This window comes from Bacteroidales bacterium, from assembly GCA_031275285.1.
Lineage (GTDB): Bacteria > Bacteroidota > Bacteroidia > Bacteroidales > UBA4181 > JAIRLS01.
In genome coordinates, this window is record JAISOY010000061.1 from 37,232 (window position 1) to 55,219 (window position 17,988).

Below are 17,988 nucleotides of genomic sequence, written 5' to 3' on the forward strand. Positions count from 1 at the left end.
TTTGATTTATCGCTAATTCTAAAAGAATTACGAGATAAAACACGTAAATGAATCACATACGCCAAATTTCCATATATATCTTCCGGTCCTTGCACAACAGGGTACGGATGATGATTTTATTCCTTTTCATTTTTTCTTTCCACGCTTTCTCACAGGGACAGCAGGAAGAGGATCCGGTAGAAATAAAACGAATCGAATATTTTATCAATACGGATCCAGGAGTCGGAAAAGCGATTCAGGTTCCCGTTGCATTAAACACGGAAATAACCAGGCGTATAGACAATATCAATGTATCACATCTGCCTGAGGGCATACATCGTATATCCGTACGAACCCTGGATAATGAAGGCGTATGGAGCATCACCCAGACATATACGTTTCTTCGCGTTAAAATGCGTGTCAGGCCGGATATTGTACTATTGGAATATTTTATCGATGATGATCCCGGATTCGGAAACGCAACCAAAGTCAATATCGCTCAGGAAGGACAGGTTCCCGATATCTCCGAACTGGTCAATATCCTGGTAGACGGTATAAACAGCGGTATCCATACCCTTTATATCCGTGCTAAAGACAAGACTGGCCGGTGGAGCATTACCCAGCAACGGACATTCCAGTTGTTTTATCAGGAAGTCTCACCGGACCTCACCGGACTGGAATATTTCATCGATGTTGATCCCGGATTCGGCAAAGGTTCTTTCAGGCCTCTTTCCGGACAAACCGGAATCGAACAGGTGGCCGTTGATATTTCTGATGTAAAACCGGGATTTCACAAACTTTATGTCCGGAGCAGGAATGTTTCCAGGCATTGGAGCATCACCCAGATCAGTACGTTTATCAAAACAGAGATCGAAACCGGGACTGATGTTGCCGATGTAGAATATTTTGTGGACAAGGACCCGGGATTTGGCGAAGGGAAAAAGGTGAATATCACTGCCGGTAAAAATGTAACGGCATATTTTCCTGTTAATCCGGATACATTAAAAGCGGGTATCCACACACTCTACGTGAGGGCTAAAAACAGTAATGGCAGATGGAGCCTTGTCCAAAGCCTTAATTTTATGAAGTTTGACCAACAGGCAGTTGCTGACGTCGACTATCTGGAATACTTCATCGATAAGGATCCTGGATTTGGTGAAGCAACAAATATCCCGATCACACCCGGCGGGAATGTTATTAAGCCGTTCACCATAGTCCTACCGGATTTGGCTGACGGATTCCACCGGTTGTACGTACGTGCCAGGAATACATCCGAAAAATGGAGTATTACCCAAAGCCAGGCATTTATAAAAACGAGAGCATTCCAGTCCGGAAAAATTACAGGGTTGGAATGGTTTATCGATACCGACCCGGGATTCGATAATGCTGAAAGTGAAAATATACAGGACGGTGATACAGAAAAGTTATTTAATGTTAATATAGATGTCCTGAATAACGGGTTACATACGTTATACATCCGTACAAGGGATGAAGATGGGCAATGGAGTATTACACAGGATATTCCTTTCATTAAAATGGAACAGGAAATATCCGCCAACATTATTGCCTACGAATATTTCATCGACAAAGATCCCGGATTTGGCATGTCAGATACCTATATCACCATTACTCCCGGGCATAATATCAAAGAGACGTTCACGGTAAACATATCTTCCCTGGAAAACGGACTGCATACTTTATATGTACGGGTCCTTGACGATCAGGGTGTATGGAGCGTCACCCAATATCAAATATTCCTGAAAACAACCAGGCCTACCCGTTCTGATCTGGTAGCCATGGAGTATTTTATTGATTCGGATCCGGGATTTGGTTCCGGTATTCCTGTCGGAATTTCAGGAACAAGTGCGACTCATGCCTTTATACTGGATGTGGCTTCATTAAGTGAAGGTCTACACACCTTGTATGTCCGTGCTCTGGATGATAAAAAACAATGGAGTATTACGCAGGATGTAACCTTTAATATATTTAAAGATGAAAGGGAGATCGATGATATCGTTGAAGTAGAATGGTTCCTGGATACCGATCCGGGATTTGGCAATGCCCCTTCTTCCCAGCGTTTCACCTATTCAACGCCACAACGGACAGTGATCCAGCCATTCGCAGTAGATATAGAAACCCTTCCGTTAGGATGGCATACTTTATATGTCCGGGCAAAGAATGAAAAAGGTAACTGGAGTATCACCCAGACCCAGTCGTTCTTGAAGATCAAATCACGTGATATAGAAACATTGGAATATTTTATCGATCATGATAAAGGATTCGGCAATAACAACAATATTCCGATTACCCCCGGTACAGAAATAACTACAACACTGAAAATACCGACCTCCACGCTGGAAGACGGTATACATACCCTTTATGTACGCGGCTTGAACAAAGCCGGCGACTGGGGAATTACACAATTGCAGTCATTTATTAAAATAACCCCTACACGTAATATTCCGGATATAAACCTGGTGGAATATTTCGTGGATACTGATCCCGGTTTCGGAAAAGGAACTCCGGTCAATATCTCTAACACAGCCAACGGACAGGCCCTGATCCCTATCAATGGTAACGAATACGGCGACGGTACCCATACCCTGTACATACGTACACAAAATACAGATAAAACGTGGAGTATCACACATAGCATACAGTTCCTGAGTATTACCCTTGAAACGATACCCAATGTCGTTGCAGCAGAATGGTTCATTGATAAGGATCCGGGATTCGGGGAAGCAACTCCTGTTCCCTTCCCGAATTCAGGTACACATGTAACACATACATTTAATATTCCGTTGACATCCTCAATCAAGGAAGGAGTACATACCCTGTATATACGGGCACGTACACAAACCGGTATATGGAGTATCACCGGATATAAAACATTCTATAAAGTAACTGTTCCGGAAAATGCAAACCTGCAACAACTGGAATATTTTATAGATAATGATCCGGGAGTTGGAAAGGCAGAAAAAATCGCCCTTTCACAACAAAAAAATACGGAAAAATCGTTCACGGTATCACTGGATAATCTCAGTACCGGATTCCATACTTTGTATATCCGTTCACAAAATACCTCAGGCAAGTGGAGTATCACACAATCCAAACAAATTTTGATCTCGGAAATACCTGATGATTACCAGATTTCTGATGTAATAGCATTGGAATGGTTCATTGATAGTGATCCGGGAATTGGTTCAGCCAATAAAGTTTTGCTGGCAGGTAACGAGATAGGACAGAATACCAGTAAAACTTTTGCCGTCGATATCTCATCTATAGGACCGGGCTTACATACATTTTATGTCCGTGCAGTAAACAGTAAAAACAGATGGAGCATTACCCACCGGCAAACATTTATTAAATCAGACAGTCCTACAAGCGGCCATGAATTAGCCGATGTTGTCCGGTTGGAATATTTCATTAATATAGACCCCGGATTTGGCGAAGGAATACCGGTTTCATTACCTGAATCCCCCAATACCGGTACCGCCTTTGATGTTAATCTGGATGAGTTGGCCAACGGGACCCATACGCTTTATATCCGGGCATTGGATAAGAACGGCAAGTGGGGACATACGCAAAGCTTCTCATTTGTTCGTGTGGATATTCCTGTAGGAGTTAACAATAATGTCGTTTATCTGGAATATTTCATTGATAATGATCCGGGTTTAGGTAAGGCGAAATCGATCCCGATCACCCCCGGCCAAAATATCATAGTCAATAACTTTTTTATATCACTGGAAGACATATGGTTCGGATTGCATCAATTATATATCCGGGCAAGAGACGAACGGGGATTCTGGTCGATCATGCAGATGTCTGAATTTTTTGTGGTGGATAATCCAAGAATTGGCGGTTACCCTGATATCGTCGCCCTTGAATATTTCTTTGATGACGACCCCGGTTTCGGACAGGCTACAGGAGTTGATATTCCCAATAAAGGCATCAATGTCAGCCATCGTTTCTTTGTGGATGTAGATGCTATTCCCGAAGGTATGCACATATTATATATCCGGGGAAAAAACAGCCAGGGACAATGGAGTCAGACACAGGATATCAGTATATACAGAATGGAAGTACCGCAATTTGAGGGTATCAAAAGCATTGTAGGGTTCGAATATTTTATCGATACGGATCCCGGATTTGGTGAAGCTAATTTTATAGCCGCCCTGATACCGGATCAAAGCATACAACAGAGTGTTACTGTCGATGTCAATACACTTTCGGAAGGAATTCACACGGTATATGTGAGGGCAGTGGATGAAACCGGAGTATGGAGTCATACCCAGCATTACAGTTTTGTACGGATACAGGTTAAGCCGCTATCTCCTGTTACAGCATTGGAGTGGTTTATCGATAAAGATCCGGGATTCGGCAAAGCCTCGAAGATAAATATCACTTCTGGAACATCCGTTACGAGGAATTTTAATGTCTCCATTCCTGATACCATTAAGCCGGGTTTTCACAGCCTGTATGTGCGTTCGCTTAATGAAGATAAATTATGGAGTGTAACCCACTCTATCAACTTCGCAATTATTCAAATCCGGAAAATTCCGGGATTGACCGAATTGGAATACTTCATTGATGAGGATCCTGGATTCGGTGAAGCAATTTCAATACCTATCACTCAGGGTAGTATGGATGAGATTAAAACAGCGACCATACCATTGGCTGGTGTTAATGAAGGATTACATATCTTATATGTACGTGCTAAAAATGAAGAAGAAGCATGGAGTATTACACAATATATGCCGTTTACTGTCGTAAAGATTGTTCGTGATGTAAAAATCACCGCTCTGGAATATTTTATCGATTCAGATCCCGGATTCGGAGAAGCGACTTCCATATCCATCTCTCCCTCCACTACCATCGATAAAACCTTCCCGGTTGACATCGATGCGGAAGATCCCGGCTTACATAACCTGTACATACGGGCACGTGATGAGAATAATAAGTGGAGTATCACCCAGGATATCACTTTTATTAAACTGGAAGAGATCAAAGATGCGAAAATCGTCAAAGCTGAATATTATATCGATGATCTGAAAGAATTCGGAGCAGGTACCGATATTCCGGTAACGGAAGGAAAATATATCCAGGAAGTCGTATCAGTGAATACATCCACTCTTCTCGACGGCATACACACTGTTTTTGTAAGAGTCAAGGATGATCAGGGTATCTGGAGTATCACTCAATACCAGCAATTTGTCAAACAGTCGAAACATGTTCCATCAGCCACAACAGCCTTGGAATGGTTCATCGATAATGATCCGGGATTCGGTCGGGGAGAACCTGTTCCTGTTACCTCAGGGACTATGAACTTCCCTGTCAATCTTGCTGCTTTCTCTCCGGGATTACACACACTCTATATCCGCGCTAAAAATAGTCAGGAAGATTGGAGTATTACGCATGATATTACCTTTATCAAACTCGATGAAGATATATTTGCCAATATTATCGCCTATGAATGGTTCATTAATGATGATCCGGGATTCGGACAGGCAACAAGTTATACTGAAATAACCCCTGCACAAAGGATATCCCGCACCGTTACGGTGGATATTTCTTCTCTTGCGGAAGGTATCCATACCATGTTTGTACGTGTACTCGACGACAATAATACGTGGAGTATTACGCAAAGCCAGTCATTCATGAAAGTAAAAGGCATTGAACCTGGAAAGATCACCGGGCTGGAATGGTTCATCGATACCGACCCGGGAATGGGTAACGCTACTCCCGTGGAAATACAATCCGGTCAGACGGAAAAATTATTTATCATAGACCTCACGTCTTTGACTAACGGAATGCATACCTTATATGTCCGTGCCCGGGATGTTGATGGAAAATGGAGTATTACGCAGGATATTACATTTATATCTTTGGATGAAAGAACTCCGGATAATGTGATTGCTTATGAATATTTTATCGATAAAGATCCGGGATTCGGCAAAGCTTCAGGATATACTTCGGTAACTCCTGCCCAGAAAGTAACCAGGACTTTCACCGTCAATACCTCCGGTCTGGATGACGGACTACATACGCTATACATCCGTGCCCTCAATGAAGGTAAAGAATGGAGTATCACCCAATCCCAGACTTTCATAAAGACAACCCGGCCTAAAGACCTTGATCTGATTTCGCTGGAATATTTCTTTGATACTGATCCCGGTTTCGGAGCAGGAATACCTGTGGCCTTATGGGGCACGAATGCTACCAACTCGTTCTCGGTCGATGTAAGTACTCTTAATGAAGGCTTACATACACTATACATCCGTGGACAAAACAGCGATAAAAAATGGAGTATTACACAGGATATTACGTTCCTTCTGTTCAATGTAAATGAAATATCCGATATTGTGGAAGTCGAATGGTTTGTCGATACTGATCCCGGATTCGGTAATGTTCCTTCAGAACAAAGATTCGAATATTCAACTCCCCAACATACTATTGTCCGGACATTCCCTGTCAATACGGAAAATCTGTCACTCGGATTACATCATCTATATGTCCGTGCCAAAAATGAAAGGGATGCATGGAGTATCACACAGCACCACTCTTTCATGAAGGTAAAATCCCAGAGTGTAGAAGCATTGGAATATTTTATCGATACGGATAAAGGATTTGGTAAAAATACCATCATTCCAATTGCTACTCCCGGGGCAAATGTTTCCGCAACATTCAATGTCCCGACCCAGGATCTGGGTGACGGTATCCATACTTTATATGTCCGGGGATTAAATGAAAAGGGTTATTGGGGGATCACTCAATACCAGGCCTTCATTAAGGTAACACCTGCCCTGAATGCTGCCGATGTTAATCTTGTGGAATACTTTATCGATACTGATCCGGGATTTGGTGAAGCCAACCGTATAAATGTAACACCATTAGATAATGGCCCTGTATTTATACCAGTTGCTGATAACGAATACACTGAAGGGGCACATATTTTCTATGTCCGTTCACGCAATACAAAGGGAGAATGGAGTATCACCCAAAGTATTCCTTTCCTTACGATAGCAGCTGAAATAGTGCCCGATGTTACAGCGTTGGAATGGTTTATCGATGAAGAACCCGGATTCGGACAGGGCATCCCGGTGGCTATTCCGGAACCTGGAACCCATGTAATCCGGACATTCAATATTCCATTAAGTACTGTTGACGACGGACTCCATACTTTGTATGTACGTGCCCGTACTCAGACCGGTATCTGGAGTATTACCCAATACAGGACATTTATTAAAGTATCGCCGACCCAGGAAACAGACCTTTTGCAGCTGGAATACTTTATCGATACTGATCCTGGAATCGGTAAGGCTGAAAAAGTTGCCCTTTCATCGCAAAAAACAGCCGATAAATCATTTACGGTTTCTTTAGATAATGTTTCACCGGGGCATCATACCTTATATGTCCGGTCACAGAATACCGAGAAACATTGGAGTATCACTCAATCTATACAGATATTGGTATCTGAAATACCGGTTATTCCCGATATTACTGCCGCAGAATGGTTTATCGATGATGATCCTGGATTCGAAAGTGCTAATAAAGTTTTATTGTTGACCAACGAGATAGGTCAGAATGTCAGGAAAACATTCACTGTTCAGTTGCCGGATAATACATCTTCCGGATTACATACATTCTATGTCAGGGCAAAAAATGCACAAAATCGTTGGAGTCATACCCAATACAGCCAGTTTGTCAAAGTGGAAGGAGCCGGAAGGGAGATACCCAATGCCGTAGCCCTGGAATATTTTATCGATAAAGATCCGGGATTCGGAAAAGCCGTACGGAAAAATATCAGCTTAACCGACAACACGGTCAATATATCCATTGATACAGTTTCGGCAGGTATCCATACTCTTTATGTCCGGACTATCGACGCTGACAGTCTTTGGAGTATTACGCACAGTATTGACTTCATGAAAATGGAGATTAGAAAAGTTCCTAAAGTCACTGCTATAGAATGGTTCATTGACGAGGATCCGGGATTCGGGGAAGCAAATGATGTTACTCCGGTATTTACTGCATCGCAAAATGTAACCCATACATTTGCGGTATCTCTCAATGGATTAAATGACGGAATACACACATTCTATGTACGTGCCAAGGATAGTCTTGAAAACTGGAGCATTACACAGTATTCGACATTTATCAAATCATCTGTCAGATTATTACCTGAAGTTGTCGCTGTTGAATACTTCCTGGATACAGATCCCGGATTCGGACAGGGGACTCAACTGCCCGTCACTAATGCAAATACCCCGGTCAGCATCATGTTCACTACGGATATGATTACCGAAGGTGCTCATACATTATATGTCCGGACGCTCAACAATAAGAAAGAATGGAGTATTACTCAAAGCATCAAATTGCTGGTATTCAATATGGAATCCATAGAACCTTCTAAAGTGATGGCGCTGGAATATTTCATTGATAATGACCCGGGATTTGGTAATGGTAAGAAAATCAACATCAGTCCGACATCTCTCGATGTAAGCAGGAAAGTAACCATTCAGGTTGCAGATATTGCCGACGGTATCCATACCCTTTATGTCCGTGCCATGAATGAAGAGGAAAAATGGAGTATCACACATTACAGTATTTTCTTAAAAGTAAAAGCTGAAAATGCCATGGGTCTTCCGGATATTACCAGGATAGAATATTTCTTTGATACCGATCCCGGTGTCGGACTGGGAAACCCCATCAGTACCTCGCCTGACCGTAATGTAGATATGTTCTTCGATATTGACCCTTCCGGGTTGGAGTTAGATGTGATCCATACACTTTATATCCGTGCTATCAGTACGGCCGGAAAGTGGTCTATTACCCATAGTTTTGAATTTACGCCCAAGAAGATCCCTGAAGAAGAGCAGACAGGCAGGCCGGTAGGAGGCTCTATCACTCCTTCAAGCAGTGAAATATGTGAAAATGAAGACGCTTATATCCGGTTAACTGTCGTCGATTATAAATCAAGGATATTGAATTGGCAACAACGTCATTATGACGAAAATGGTCTGCCGACATCCCTTGACTGGACAAATATTGCAGGAAGCATTCCTTCTATAACCGTGTCGCCCAAGGTTCCCGGTATATGGAAATACCGTGCCGTAATCACCAATGGAGACCGTGAACCGGTATATTCCGATTATGCTGAAATAAAAGTAATTGCTTCTGCAAAAGGAGGTTTTGTTACCGCTGAAGCCATGCCCGAATACCTGTGTTCCAGCAAACCCATTAAACTCATTCTGGAAGAATACAAGGGAGATGTAGTTAAATGGCAGGGTAGGAATACTACTGTCACTCAGGACTGGACAGACATTCCGTTGAACAACGATACGATTGAAGTTACTCCGGATGCAGGTGGCGTTTGGGAATACCGTGCATTGGTTGCTGCAGGCACATGTAATGATGAATTTTCCAAATCATTGAAAGTTAATGTGGTCGATGCAACAACAGGCGGCGAAATACTTCCTGATTCTATCAGTCCCTGTATCGGAAAAACCATTGAGTTAAATGCCCGGAACTATCTCGGAAAGATCATCAGGTGGCAAAGTTCTGTTGATGAAGGAAGCACATGGTCCAATATTATCTTTACGGAAGAAAATTTCATTACCACCTTGTATGATAAAAATGAAACATGGTTCCGTGCTGTTGTAAAAGCAGGTAATTGTGATGAAACATATTCCGAACCTGCCGTAATTACACCGGTAGATAAGATTGAAGATGCCGGGGAAATAACCGGATCGGATGTAGTCTGCGCCCCGACGTCTGTCAGTGTTAAATACAGGGTGGCCTCGATAGCAGGAGCCGAAGAATACGAATGGACTGTTCCGGCAGGAGCGATTATTGACGGAATGAGTAATACCAACGAAATACAGGTTCATTTCCCACAAAGCGCTCAATCAGGTCTTGTAACGGTGAAAGGAAAGAGTACCACTTGCGGTGTCGGTGCGCCGAGCGAACTCTTCGTTCAGGTAAACCAAAAACCGGCAACACCAGTAATAACCGGTCCTGCATCCGTATGCGTAGGTCAACCTGCAGAATACGAAGTTCCGGCAATACCGGGCGCCGTATACACCTGGTCGTTACCTGTAGGATGGACCGGAACATCGACCAGCAATACGATCACAGTCATCCCGTCAGGTATCGGCGGTACCATCAGTGTAACTGTAACCGCTCCTAACGGATGTGTCAGCGATGAAGGTACATTGGATATCACTGTTTCGCAGGGAACACCAACAGGTCCGATTTATCGCTTGCCAAACTTTTGATTGATAATTGAAAATTGATAATTGAAAATGAAAAATTAACTACGGTGAGCTCACAGGTGTGATGATATAAATAAAATGTATAGAATAATAATCTGAATAATATCCTTATCTTTAACATGATGTTTTTGATAAGGATATTTTTTATAAGTAAATATAATCATGAATATTGTGTTTCTCATTTTAGGAATCGTTGTCGTATTGCTGATTATCTGGATCATTGTTGTTTATAATAGATTAATAATTAATAAAAACCGGATGCATGAGGCATGGAGCATGATCGATGTTTTTTTGAAAAAACGTTATGATCTGGTACCCAATCTGGTAGAAATAGTCAAAGGGTATAGCGCCCATGAAAAAAAAGTACTGGAAGAAGTTACCCGTTACCGCTCCGAGGCGATGCAGGCTAAAAGTACGGAAACACAGATTCCTCAGGAAATGAAGCTTGAAAAATCATTACATCGTTTGTTGGTGGTCATGGAAAAATACCCCGACCTGAAAGCGGACCAACATTTTCTGAAATTACAACAACAATTGAGCGACATGGAAAGCGATCTGGAAATGGCGCGCCGTTATTATAACGGTACTGTCAGGGAAAACAACATCTATCAGGAAAGTTTTCCGTCCAATATTATTGCAAAAATTTTTCACTTCCGTAACGGAATATTCTTTACATCGGAATTACACGAAAGGTCAGTACCCAATATTCATCTTGAGTCATGAAAAATATTCTTTGTGCTGTTTTATTGCTGCTTTCATTTTCGGTTTCCGGTAGCAAACAGTCTGAAAGGATCATCCGCTTCCATTCGGATATCCTGATTGATACCACCGGAAGAGTGCAGGTAATCGAACAGATCAGGGTATATGCTGCAGGTATTGATATCCGGAGGGGTATTGTCAGAAGTATTCCCCTATACAGGGAAGACCATTCCGGTAAAAAACAGAAAATGGATTTTAAAATCCTTTCCGTTCAACGTGATGGAAAAGATGAAGATTTTAAAACCGAAACAGCCGGCAATAACAGGGAAATATACATTGGCAGTGGCGATACCTACCTAAAACCGGGGATTTATGAATATACCATTACTTATGAGAGTTACGGGCATGTCGGTTTTTTCGATACCTACGATGAATTATACTGGAATGTGACAGGAAACGACTGGGTATTCAATATTGAACAGGCTTCCGCTTCCGTAACTCTTCCTAATAACACTCCGTATATCGAAGCAGCCTGCTATACGGGTTCATACGGTTCTACCCGGAAAGATTGCTCTATAACTGGAGAAAACGGAAAGCCGGCATTTCAGGCCAAACAGATTCTGCTTCCAAATGAAGGGTTTACTATTGCTGTCTCTTTCCAGCGGGATATCATCAAACGTCCGCCACCGCCTACCATGGCCGAATTGTTATGGAATAAATTCAGGAGGTTCATCAGCCCTTTGCTCTGTGTATTGATCATGGCCTGCTTTTACATCTTTACCTGGCGGAAAGTGGGTAAGGATCCCGAAAAACCGGTAGTGATACCGACCTTTAAGCCACCACACGGCTGGTCGCCTGCCACAATAAGGTATTTATACAAAAGGAGATACGATAATAAAACATTTACCTCATCTATCATTGAACTGGCTGTTAAAAAAGTTATCCGGATAAAATACGAAGCAAAAAAATATATGCTGGAAAAAATAAGTAATGATGTTGTCAACTTATCCGATGAAGAAAAAGAGATATACCACATTTTTTTCTCAGATAGAAAACAGCTGGAAGTTTCGGATAAAAACCACAAAAGGTTTTCAAAAGCCAATAATCGTTTGAGCAACTCATTGAGTTACCAATGGAACATCAAGGATTATTTCCGTCACAATGCTGGCTATGTCTGGAAAGCTGTTTTGTTGATACTCGTGTTGTTTACACTGAATACGTTCTTTTCAGGCACCAATATGGATTTATTCGGTTTGATAGCCACCATGCCGTTCGTTCTTCTGGGATTGGTAGTAATGGTTGTGGGGATGAAGTTGGAAACAGGATGTATTAAGTATTTTCTCATCATTTTTGGCGCCATATTCGTAATACCGATACTGCTTATCCAGGCTTTTGTCCTTTTTCAGGAAGATTGGGTGGTACCTGTATTCGTTTTGCTAATGATCGTACCTTTTGCCTTTTATATATATCTTATAAAAGCACCGACAGAGCTAGGTGCAAAAACAACTGCAGAGCTGGAAGGATTCAAAATGTATCTGGAAACAGCGGAAGAAAACCGGCTTAACCTGCTTACTCCTCCGGATATGACTCCTGAACTATTCGAAAGGCTATTACCTTATGCCATAGCATTGGACGTGGAAAACGAATGGAGTAAAAAATTTGATAATATATTGCAGCAAGCCAATTATCAACCCGAATGGTACATCAGCGACAAAGCATTCAGGTATGGTATTTTTGCAGGCGCCTTTTCCCGTTCGTTCAATTCATCTGTTTCGTCTGCCCGTATCGATCCTACGGTATCTTCCGGTTCCGGAAGCAGTTCTGGGTCGGGAAGTTGGAGTTCCGGAAGCAGTGGTGGCGGATTCTCCGGCGGCGGTGGCGGTGGCGGTGGCGGAAGAGGCTGGTAGATCTTTTGGAATTTTTATTCGACTTATACGAATAATTGCCAATGGTTTTTAATTGTAGAAAAGCGATTTTAGAAAAATCAATATTATACATTCAATCAACCTAAATCATATTTGGTTCATTTACCAGTATATCGAAACCAGGCTTGCGGTAATTTTAATACTTCTTCATGTGCTTCCGGATGTAAAATCAAACAACGAACAGGATAATTCGTTATATTTGACCGGATAAATGAATAATTTTTGTAGTAAAAAGCATATTATTGAAAAATAATCATATGGAAAACAAGATATTATATACTGTAACTATTTTTTCTGAGAATACAGTCGGTCTGCTCAATCAGGTGACAACTGTTTTTACCCGCAGGCAGTTGAATATTGAAACATTATCTGTTTCTCCTTCAGCAATAGTGGGTATCCACAAATTCACCATCACTGCTTTTTCCGATCGTGAGACCATCGAAAAAGTTGTGTTGAGCATTGACAAGCGTGTAGATGTCCTCAAATCATATTACAGTACCGATGAAGAATTGATCCATCAGGAAATTGCCCTGTATAAACTTTCTACTCCTGAATTTTTGGAACAGATCTCAGTGGAAGAACTGATCAGGAAACATAATGCCATCATACTGGATATCAATAAAGATATTGTAGTTATTGAGAAGACAGGGCATTATGCCGATACAAAAGCACTATTCAATGAATTGAACGAAAAGGTACGGGTACTGCAATTTATCCGTTCAGGGCGGATTGCTATTACCAAATCAAAAATAGAGCGATTGAGTGATATGCTTTCTGATATTGAACAAAGGAGGAAAAAGAAAGAGAAAAAGTTATCCTGATAAAGTAATACAGATGTTACCAGTTATAGGCGATTATACATTTCCGGTCGAAGCATATTCAAATGATTTCCGAGGGAAGTCTACCCTTCAGGCTGTGGGTGGTTTTTTGATGCAGGCAGCAACACGTCATGCAGAAGAAAGAGGGTTCGGGTATTCCTTTATGTTGCAGAATAACAGGACCTGGGTTTTATCCCGTCTGGTCATTGAAATGTCGGATTATCCGGTGAACGATACCCGTATGCTTGTAAGTACCTGGGTTCCGGAAGTTAATAAATTATTTACCGAACGTTGTTTCTCCTTATCTGATAGTACAGGGAAGAATATCGGATACGCCAGGTCATTATGGGCAGCCATAGACCTGGAAACCCGGCGGCCTACTAATATTCTGGACCTGCAAGGATTCAAAGGATTCATACATGGAGCACCCTGCCCGATAGAGAACGTTCATAAGATCCCTCCTATAAAAGAGCAGTGTCTTGTTGAATCATTCATGGTAAAATACAGCGACCTTGATGTCAATAAACATCTTAATAGTATGAAATACGTCGAACATTTTGCCGATACTTTTTCGTTGGAGATGTACCAGCAAAAAGATATCCGGCGGTTTGAGATCTGTTTCATGGCTGAGGGGCAATATGGGACTAAGTTAGATATTTTCAGGAAAGCAGAAGAGAATGATACTTTTGTTCTTGAAATGAGGAATCCGGAAAGAGCGATTTGTTCGGCAAGAATAGCCTGGGATAGCTTGTAAAGCTATTGATTTTTGCTGAAAGATATTTGTACTTTCACTGATATGCATTAACTTTGCAGCCGTTTTTTACCGCAATGCGGACATGGAATAGTAATTTTTTTGTATCATATATATCAATAAAAATGGCGAAAATAAATTTTGGAGGAGTAGTAGAAGACGTGGTAACACGCGAAGAATTTCCGGTAAGTAAAGCCCGTGAAACTTTAAAAAATGAAATAATTGCGGTCATTGGCTATGGTGTGCAGGGTCCAGCACAGTCATTGAATATGCGTGATAACGGATTCAAAGTAATTATCGGACAAGCTCCTGAGTTTAAAGCTGACTGGGATAGGGCAGTGGCTGACGGATGGGTTCCGGGAGAAACACTCTTTCCTATTGAAGAAGCTGCGAAAAAAGCAACCATTATACAATACCTGGTTTCCGATGCAGCACAACGTGCTTTGTGGCCGGTATTGAAACCCTGTCTGAAAGCAGGTGATGCTTTGTATTTTTCCCATGGTTTTTCTGTTACATATAAAGAACAAACAGGAGTCATTCCTCCTGATGATGTTGATGTGATCCTGGTTGCGCCCAAAGGTTCAGGAACCAGTGTACGTCGTAATTTTCTGGCCGGAACAGGTATCAATTCCAGTTATGCCATCTTTCAGGATGCAACAGGAAGGGCCTTGGAACGTACATTAGCTATTGGTATTGCCATTGGTTCAGGTTATTTATTCCCTACTACTTTCGAGCAGGAAGTTTACAGTGACCTTACCGGGGAACGTGGTGTACTGATGGGGGCTTTAGCCGGCATTATGGATGCGCAATATAAAGTTTTGCGTGATAATGGCCATACTCCCAGTGAAGCGTTCAACGAAACTGTTGAGGAACTTACCCAAAGCTTGATCCGTTTGGTTGATGAAAACGGTATGGATTGGATGTACGCCAATTGTTCCGCAACGGCTCAACGTGGCGCATTAGACTGGAGGCCTCGTTTTGCTGAAGCTGTGATGCCTGTATTTGAAGATTTATATGCCCGTGTAAGAGACGGACGTGAATGTCAGAGAGTACTTGATTCAACTGGTGGCCCTAATTATAAGGCGGAACTGGAAAAAGAATTGAAAGAATTACGCGAATCTGAATTGTGGCAGGCCGGTGAACAGGTACGCAAACTTCGTCCTGGTAAATAACTCTTATTGTTAGCGGTAATAGCATAACAGAATAGAAATATCTTGAAAAGTTGCAGGTTTTACTTGCAACTTTTTGTTTTTTATAGATACCCGTAAATAATCCTGATTATTCTTTAAGTTGCTGTACTTATAATCTGAATCGATATTTTTGTTTCTTATAGAACAGTATAGTTAGCGTATTATTCAGGAATGAAACGCTGTGAAAAGGATAGGAGGATAGTAGTGGAGCGGATTTATCGTGGGAAAGAAGTGTTCGAATGGAACATCTATTCTGTTTTTTCTAACATGAAAAAACAGCAGGTAATCCTAAAGATTAACTTTTCCATGATTACAAAGAATATCTTCTGCTTTGAATATAATATTTATCAATTGCTGAAAAACACCCCGGTATATAATAAAAAAGAAAGCACCCTAGAGGATGCTTTCTTTTTTATTAAGGTTAATTTAATCTTATTGTACGATAGATTTGAAAGTGCTGTCTTCAAAATATTTAGCAAATTCAAGATCTTTCTTTGCGTTGGCTTTCAATTCAGCGCTCTTAGTACAAGCTGTACGTAAGTTATTCATGACCAAATTGTTGTTTCCTTCTCTTGCACCAACGATTGCTTTCAGGTAATAAACCAAAGCATCTTCACTTTTGATAGAATTCAAAGTATTCAATGCTTCCTGGTTTTGTTTTGCCAATAACTTAGCTAAAGCAGCATTTACTTCAACCTGATTTCCAAAATAACTGATAGCTTCGCTATATTTTCCTTGGATAACTTTGATGGTACCTAAATTATACTTGGCATCTTCGCTGGATGCTGAAGTCAATAATTCTTCTGCTTCAGCAATGTTCCCGTCACGTAATGCAACAACAGCCAGGTTATTTTTAACGATATCGTTATTTTCTAAGGATTTTGCTTCATTCAAAGCTGTCTTTGCATCGCTGGTACGTCCAAGGTTCAAATAAGCAACACCTAAGTTGTTTTTGGTACGGTAGTCATTCGGATAATAGCGTGCTGCGGCTTGGTAAACAGATAACTTCCTGTTGTTATCATCAGTCAATGTTCCGGCATAAAGAATTTCTTCCAATTTCAATTTGCTGGGATCCTGATTGAATTGAGCGGTAATTTCCTGATCGGATAAACCAACTACTTCAATATTAACAGTCATTTTTGAACGACGCAGTTGAGGAAGGATGCTTTCTTTGATTTCTTCATATGCTGATGCAATATTCTTGATCTCACGTTCACGAACAATAGGATCGGAATACATAGACAAAACACGAAGAATTAATTGCTTGTCAGCTAAGTTTGATTCTTCCATTAATTTTTTGAAACCATCCCAATCTTCAGGAGTAACTACTACTTTCAGGAAATCAGATTTTACTATTTCTTCTACTTTAGCTGCTTTGAAATTCTTAGCAAAGAAAGCTTGTCCTGTTTTTTCACGAGCATGAGATAACTTGTCGTTCAAATCATAAGGACCTTCCGGTGAAGCATAAGCTGATAACTGGGCGCCGGTAATATTGACTCTTTCATTGTCTTTAGCCGCCTTTACAGCATCAGTAAATTCTTTAATTTCCGGTTTCTTTGTTTCAGATGTGCGAACATTTGATTGTTGCAATGCATATTTAATGTCGGCTTCATAAGCATCCGGAGTAATACGTACGTATTTATCAGGAGCATAAGTAGCTTTGCCGTCTTTTTCAACCAGCTTACTGGTAGTGATGATACCATCAGCTAATTTATAGTCATCAAATGCCAAAGATTTAGAACCTTTGGATGCAGATGCCCTCAACATTAACTGAGAAACCTGAAACTCTGGTTTGTAGGTAACTTTAGATGAATAGCTGAAAGTTCCGCCATCATATTTAATTACCTTATTGTTTTCTTTCACTGACTCGCCTTGTACCTTATATGTAGTATAAGCCAGTTCGTTATTTCCACTTACCAGGACAGGAGTTAACTCCATGATCACAGATTTGTTGAAATATTTTGCAGGATAAGTTCCGTTAACAGTAACTGCAACTTCGTCACCTACTAATTCTAATACAGGAGGATTTACTGTGTATTTCACCTGGTCTGCATTCTTCTTCATTTTTTTTAAAGAACCGCAACCACTGAATGTAATGCCTACGACCAACGCAGACACCAAAATCAAATTATTCCTTTTCATAGTCACTTGATTATTATTTGTTTTTAAGATTAAATTTTCGAGTATAAATATAAAATAATTACGCAAATTTAAAGATTATTTTTTCAAAATAAAAGCCTAAGGTTATTTAAATATAAGAAAAATAATGACTTTTTTCTTTGATAAAATCCAGACGATATGTCAAAAAAATGTAACGTTTTGTTTAACAGTTAAATATGATTATTTTTTCTT

The 17,988-nt window shown here is 40.9% G+C and carries 7 protein-coding genes; 6 read left to right on the forward strand and 1 reads right to left on the reverse strand.

All coding sequences use genetic code 11. From position 1 onward, the window contains the following. Positions 1 to 107: 107 nt before the first annotated feature. From LBQ60_05775 to ilvC, 6 genes are all read left to right on the forward strand, one after another. Entirely contained in the window at positions 108 to 10,256 is a 10,149-nt protein-coding gene (locus LBQ60_05775) for a hypothetical protein (GenBank protein MDR2037414.1), read from the forward strand. Between the two features lie 159 nt (positions 10,257 to 10,415). After that, positions 10,416 to 10,976 carry a LemA family protein gene (locus LBQ60_05780; protein ID MDR2037415.1) on the forward strand — a complete coding sequence of 187 codons (561 nt, stop codon included), beginning with the start codon at positions 10,416 to 10,418 and terminating at the stop codon, positions 10,974 to 10,976. Beyond that, on the forward strand, positions 10,973 to 12,859 hold the full coding sequence (locus LBQ60_05785; protein MDR2037416.1) for a DUF2207 domain-containing protein: 1,887 nt from the start codon (positions 10,973 to 10,975) through the stop codon (positions 12,857 to 12,859). Before LBQ60_05780 ends, LBQ60_05785 begins: the two co-directional genes overlap by 4 nt. 275 nt (positions 12,860 to 13,134) lie before the next feature. Next, positions 13,135 to 13,698 (forward strand): acetolactate synthase small subunit, encoded by a 564-nt coding sequence (gene ilvN, locus LBQ60_05790; GenBank protein ID MDR2037417.1) that lies wholly within the window; start codon positions 13,135 to 13,137, stop codon positions 13,696 to 13,698. A 13-nt stretch (positions 13,699 to 13,711) separates the two neighbouring features. Further along, a complete protein-coding gene (locus tag LBQ60_05795; protein MDR2037418.1) occupies positions 13,712 to 14,449 on the forward strand; it encodes an acyl-[acyl-carrier-protein] thioesterase in 738 nt (245 codons plus the stop codon). 122 nt (positions 14,450 to 14,571) lie between these two features. Further along, positions 14,572 to 15,618, forward strand: a complete 1,047-nt coding sequence (gene ilvC / locus LBQ60_05800; protein MDR2037419.1) for a ketol-acid reductoisomerase — start codon at positions 14,572 to 14,574, stop codon at positions 15,616 to 15,618. A gap of 450 nt (positions 15,619 to 16,068) precedes the next feature. Here the strand turns inward: ilvC and LBQ60_05805 are convergent, their stop codons facing one another. Beyond that, a complete protein-coding gene (locus LBQ60_05805) occupies positions 16,069 to 17,778 on the reverse strand; it encodes a hypothetical protein (GenBank protein ID MDR2037420.1) in 1,710 nt (569 codons plus the stop codon). Between the last annotated feature and the right edge of the window lie 210 nt (positions 17,779 to 17,988).

Coding starts and splice junctions, on each gene's coding strand:
- ilvN (MDR2037417.1), top strand. CDS start 13,135: ATGGAAAACAAGATATTATATACTGTAACTATTTTTTCTGAGAATACA.
- LBQ60_05780 (MDR2037415.1), top strand. CDS start 10,416: ATGAATATTGTGTTTCTCATTTTAGGAATCGTTGTCGTATTGCTGATT.
- LBQ60_05785 (MDR2037416.1), top strand. CDS start 10,973: ATGAAAAATATTCTTTGTGCTGTTTTATTGCTGCTTTCATTTTCGGTT.
- LBQ60_05775 (MDR2037414.1), top strand. CDS start 108: ATGATGATTTTATTCCTTTTCATTTTTTCTTTCCACGCTTTCTCACAG.
- LBQ60_05795 (MDR2037418.1), top strand. CDS start 13,712: ATGTTACCAGTTATAGGCGATTATACATTTCCGGTCGAAGCATATTCA.
- ilvC (MDR2037419.1), top strand. CDS start 14,572: ATGGCGAAAATAAATTTTGGAGGAGTAGTAGAAGACGTGGTAACACGC.
- LBQ60_05805 (MDR2037420.1), bottom strand. CDS start 17,778: ATGAAAAGGAATAATTTGATTTTGGTGTCTGCGTTGGTCGTAGGCATT.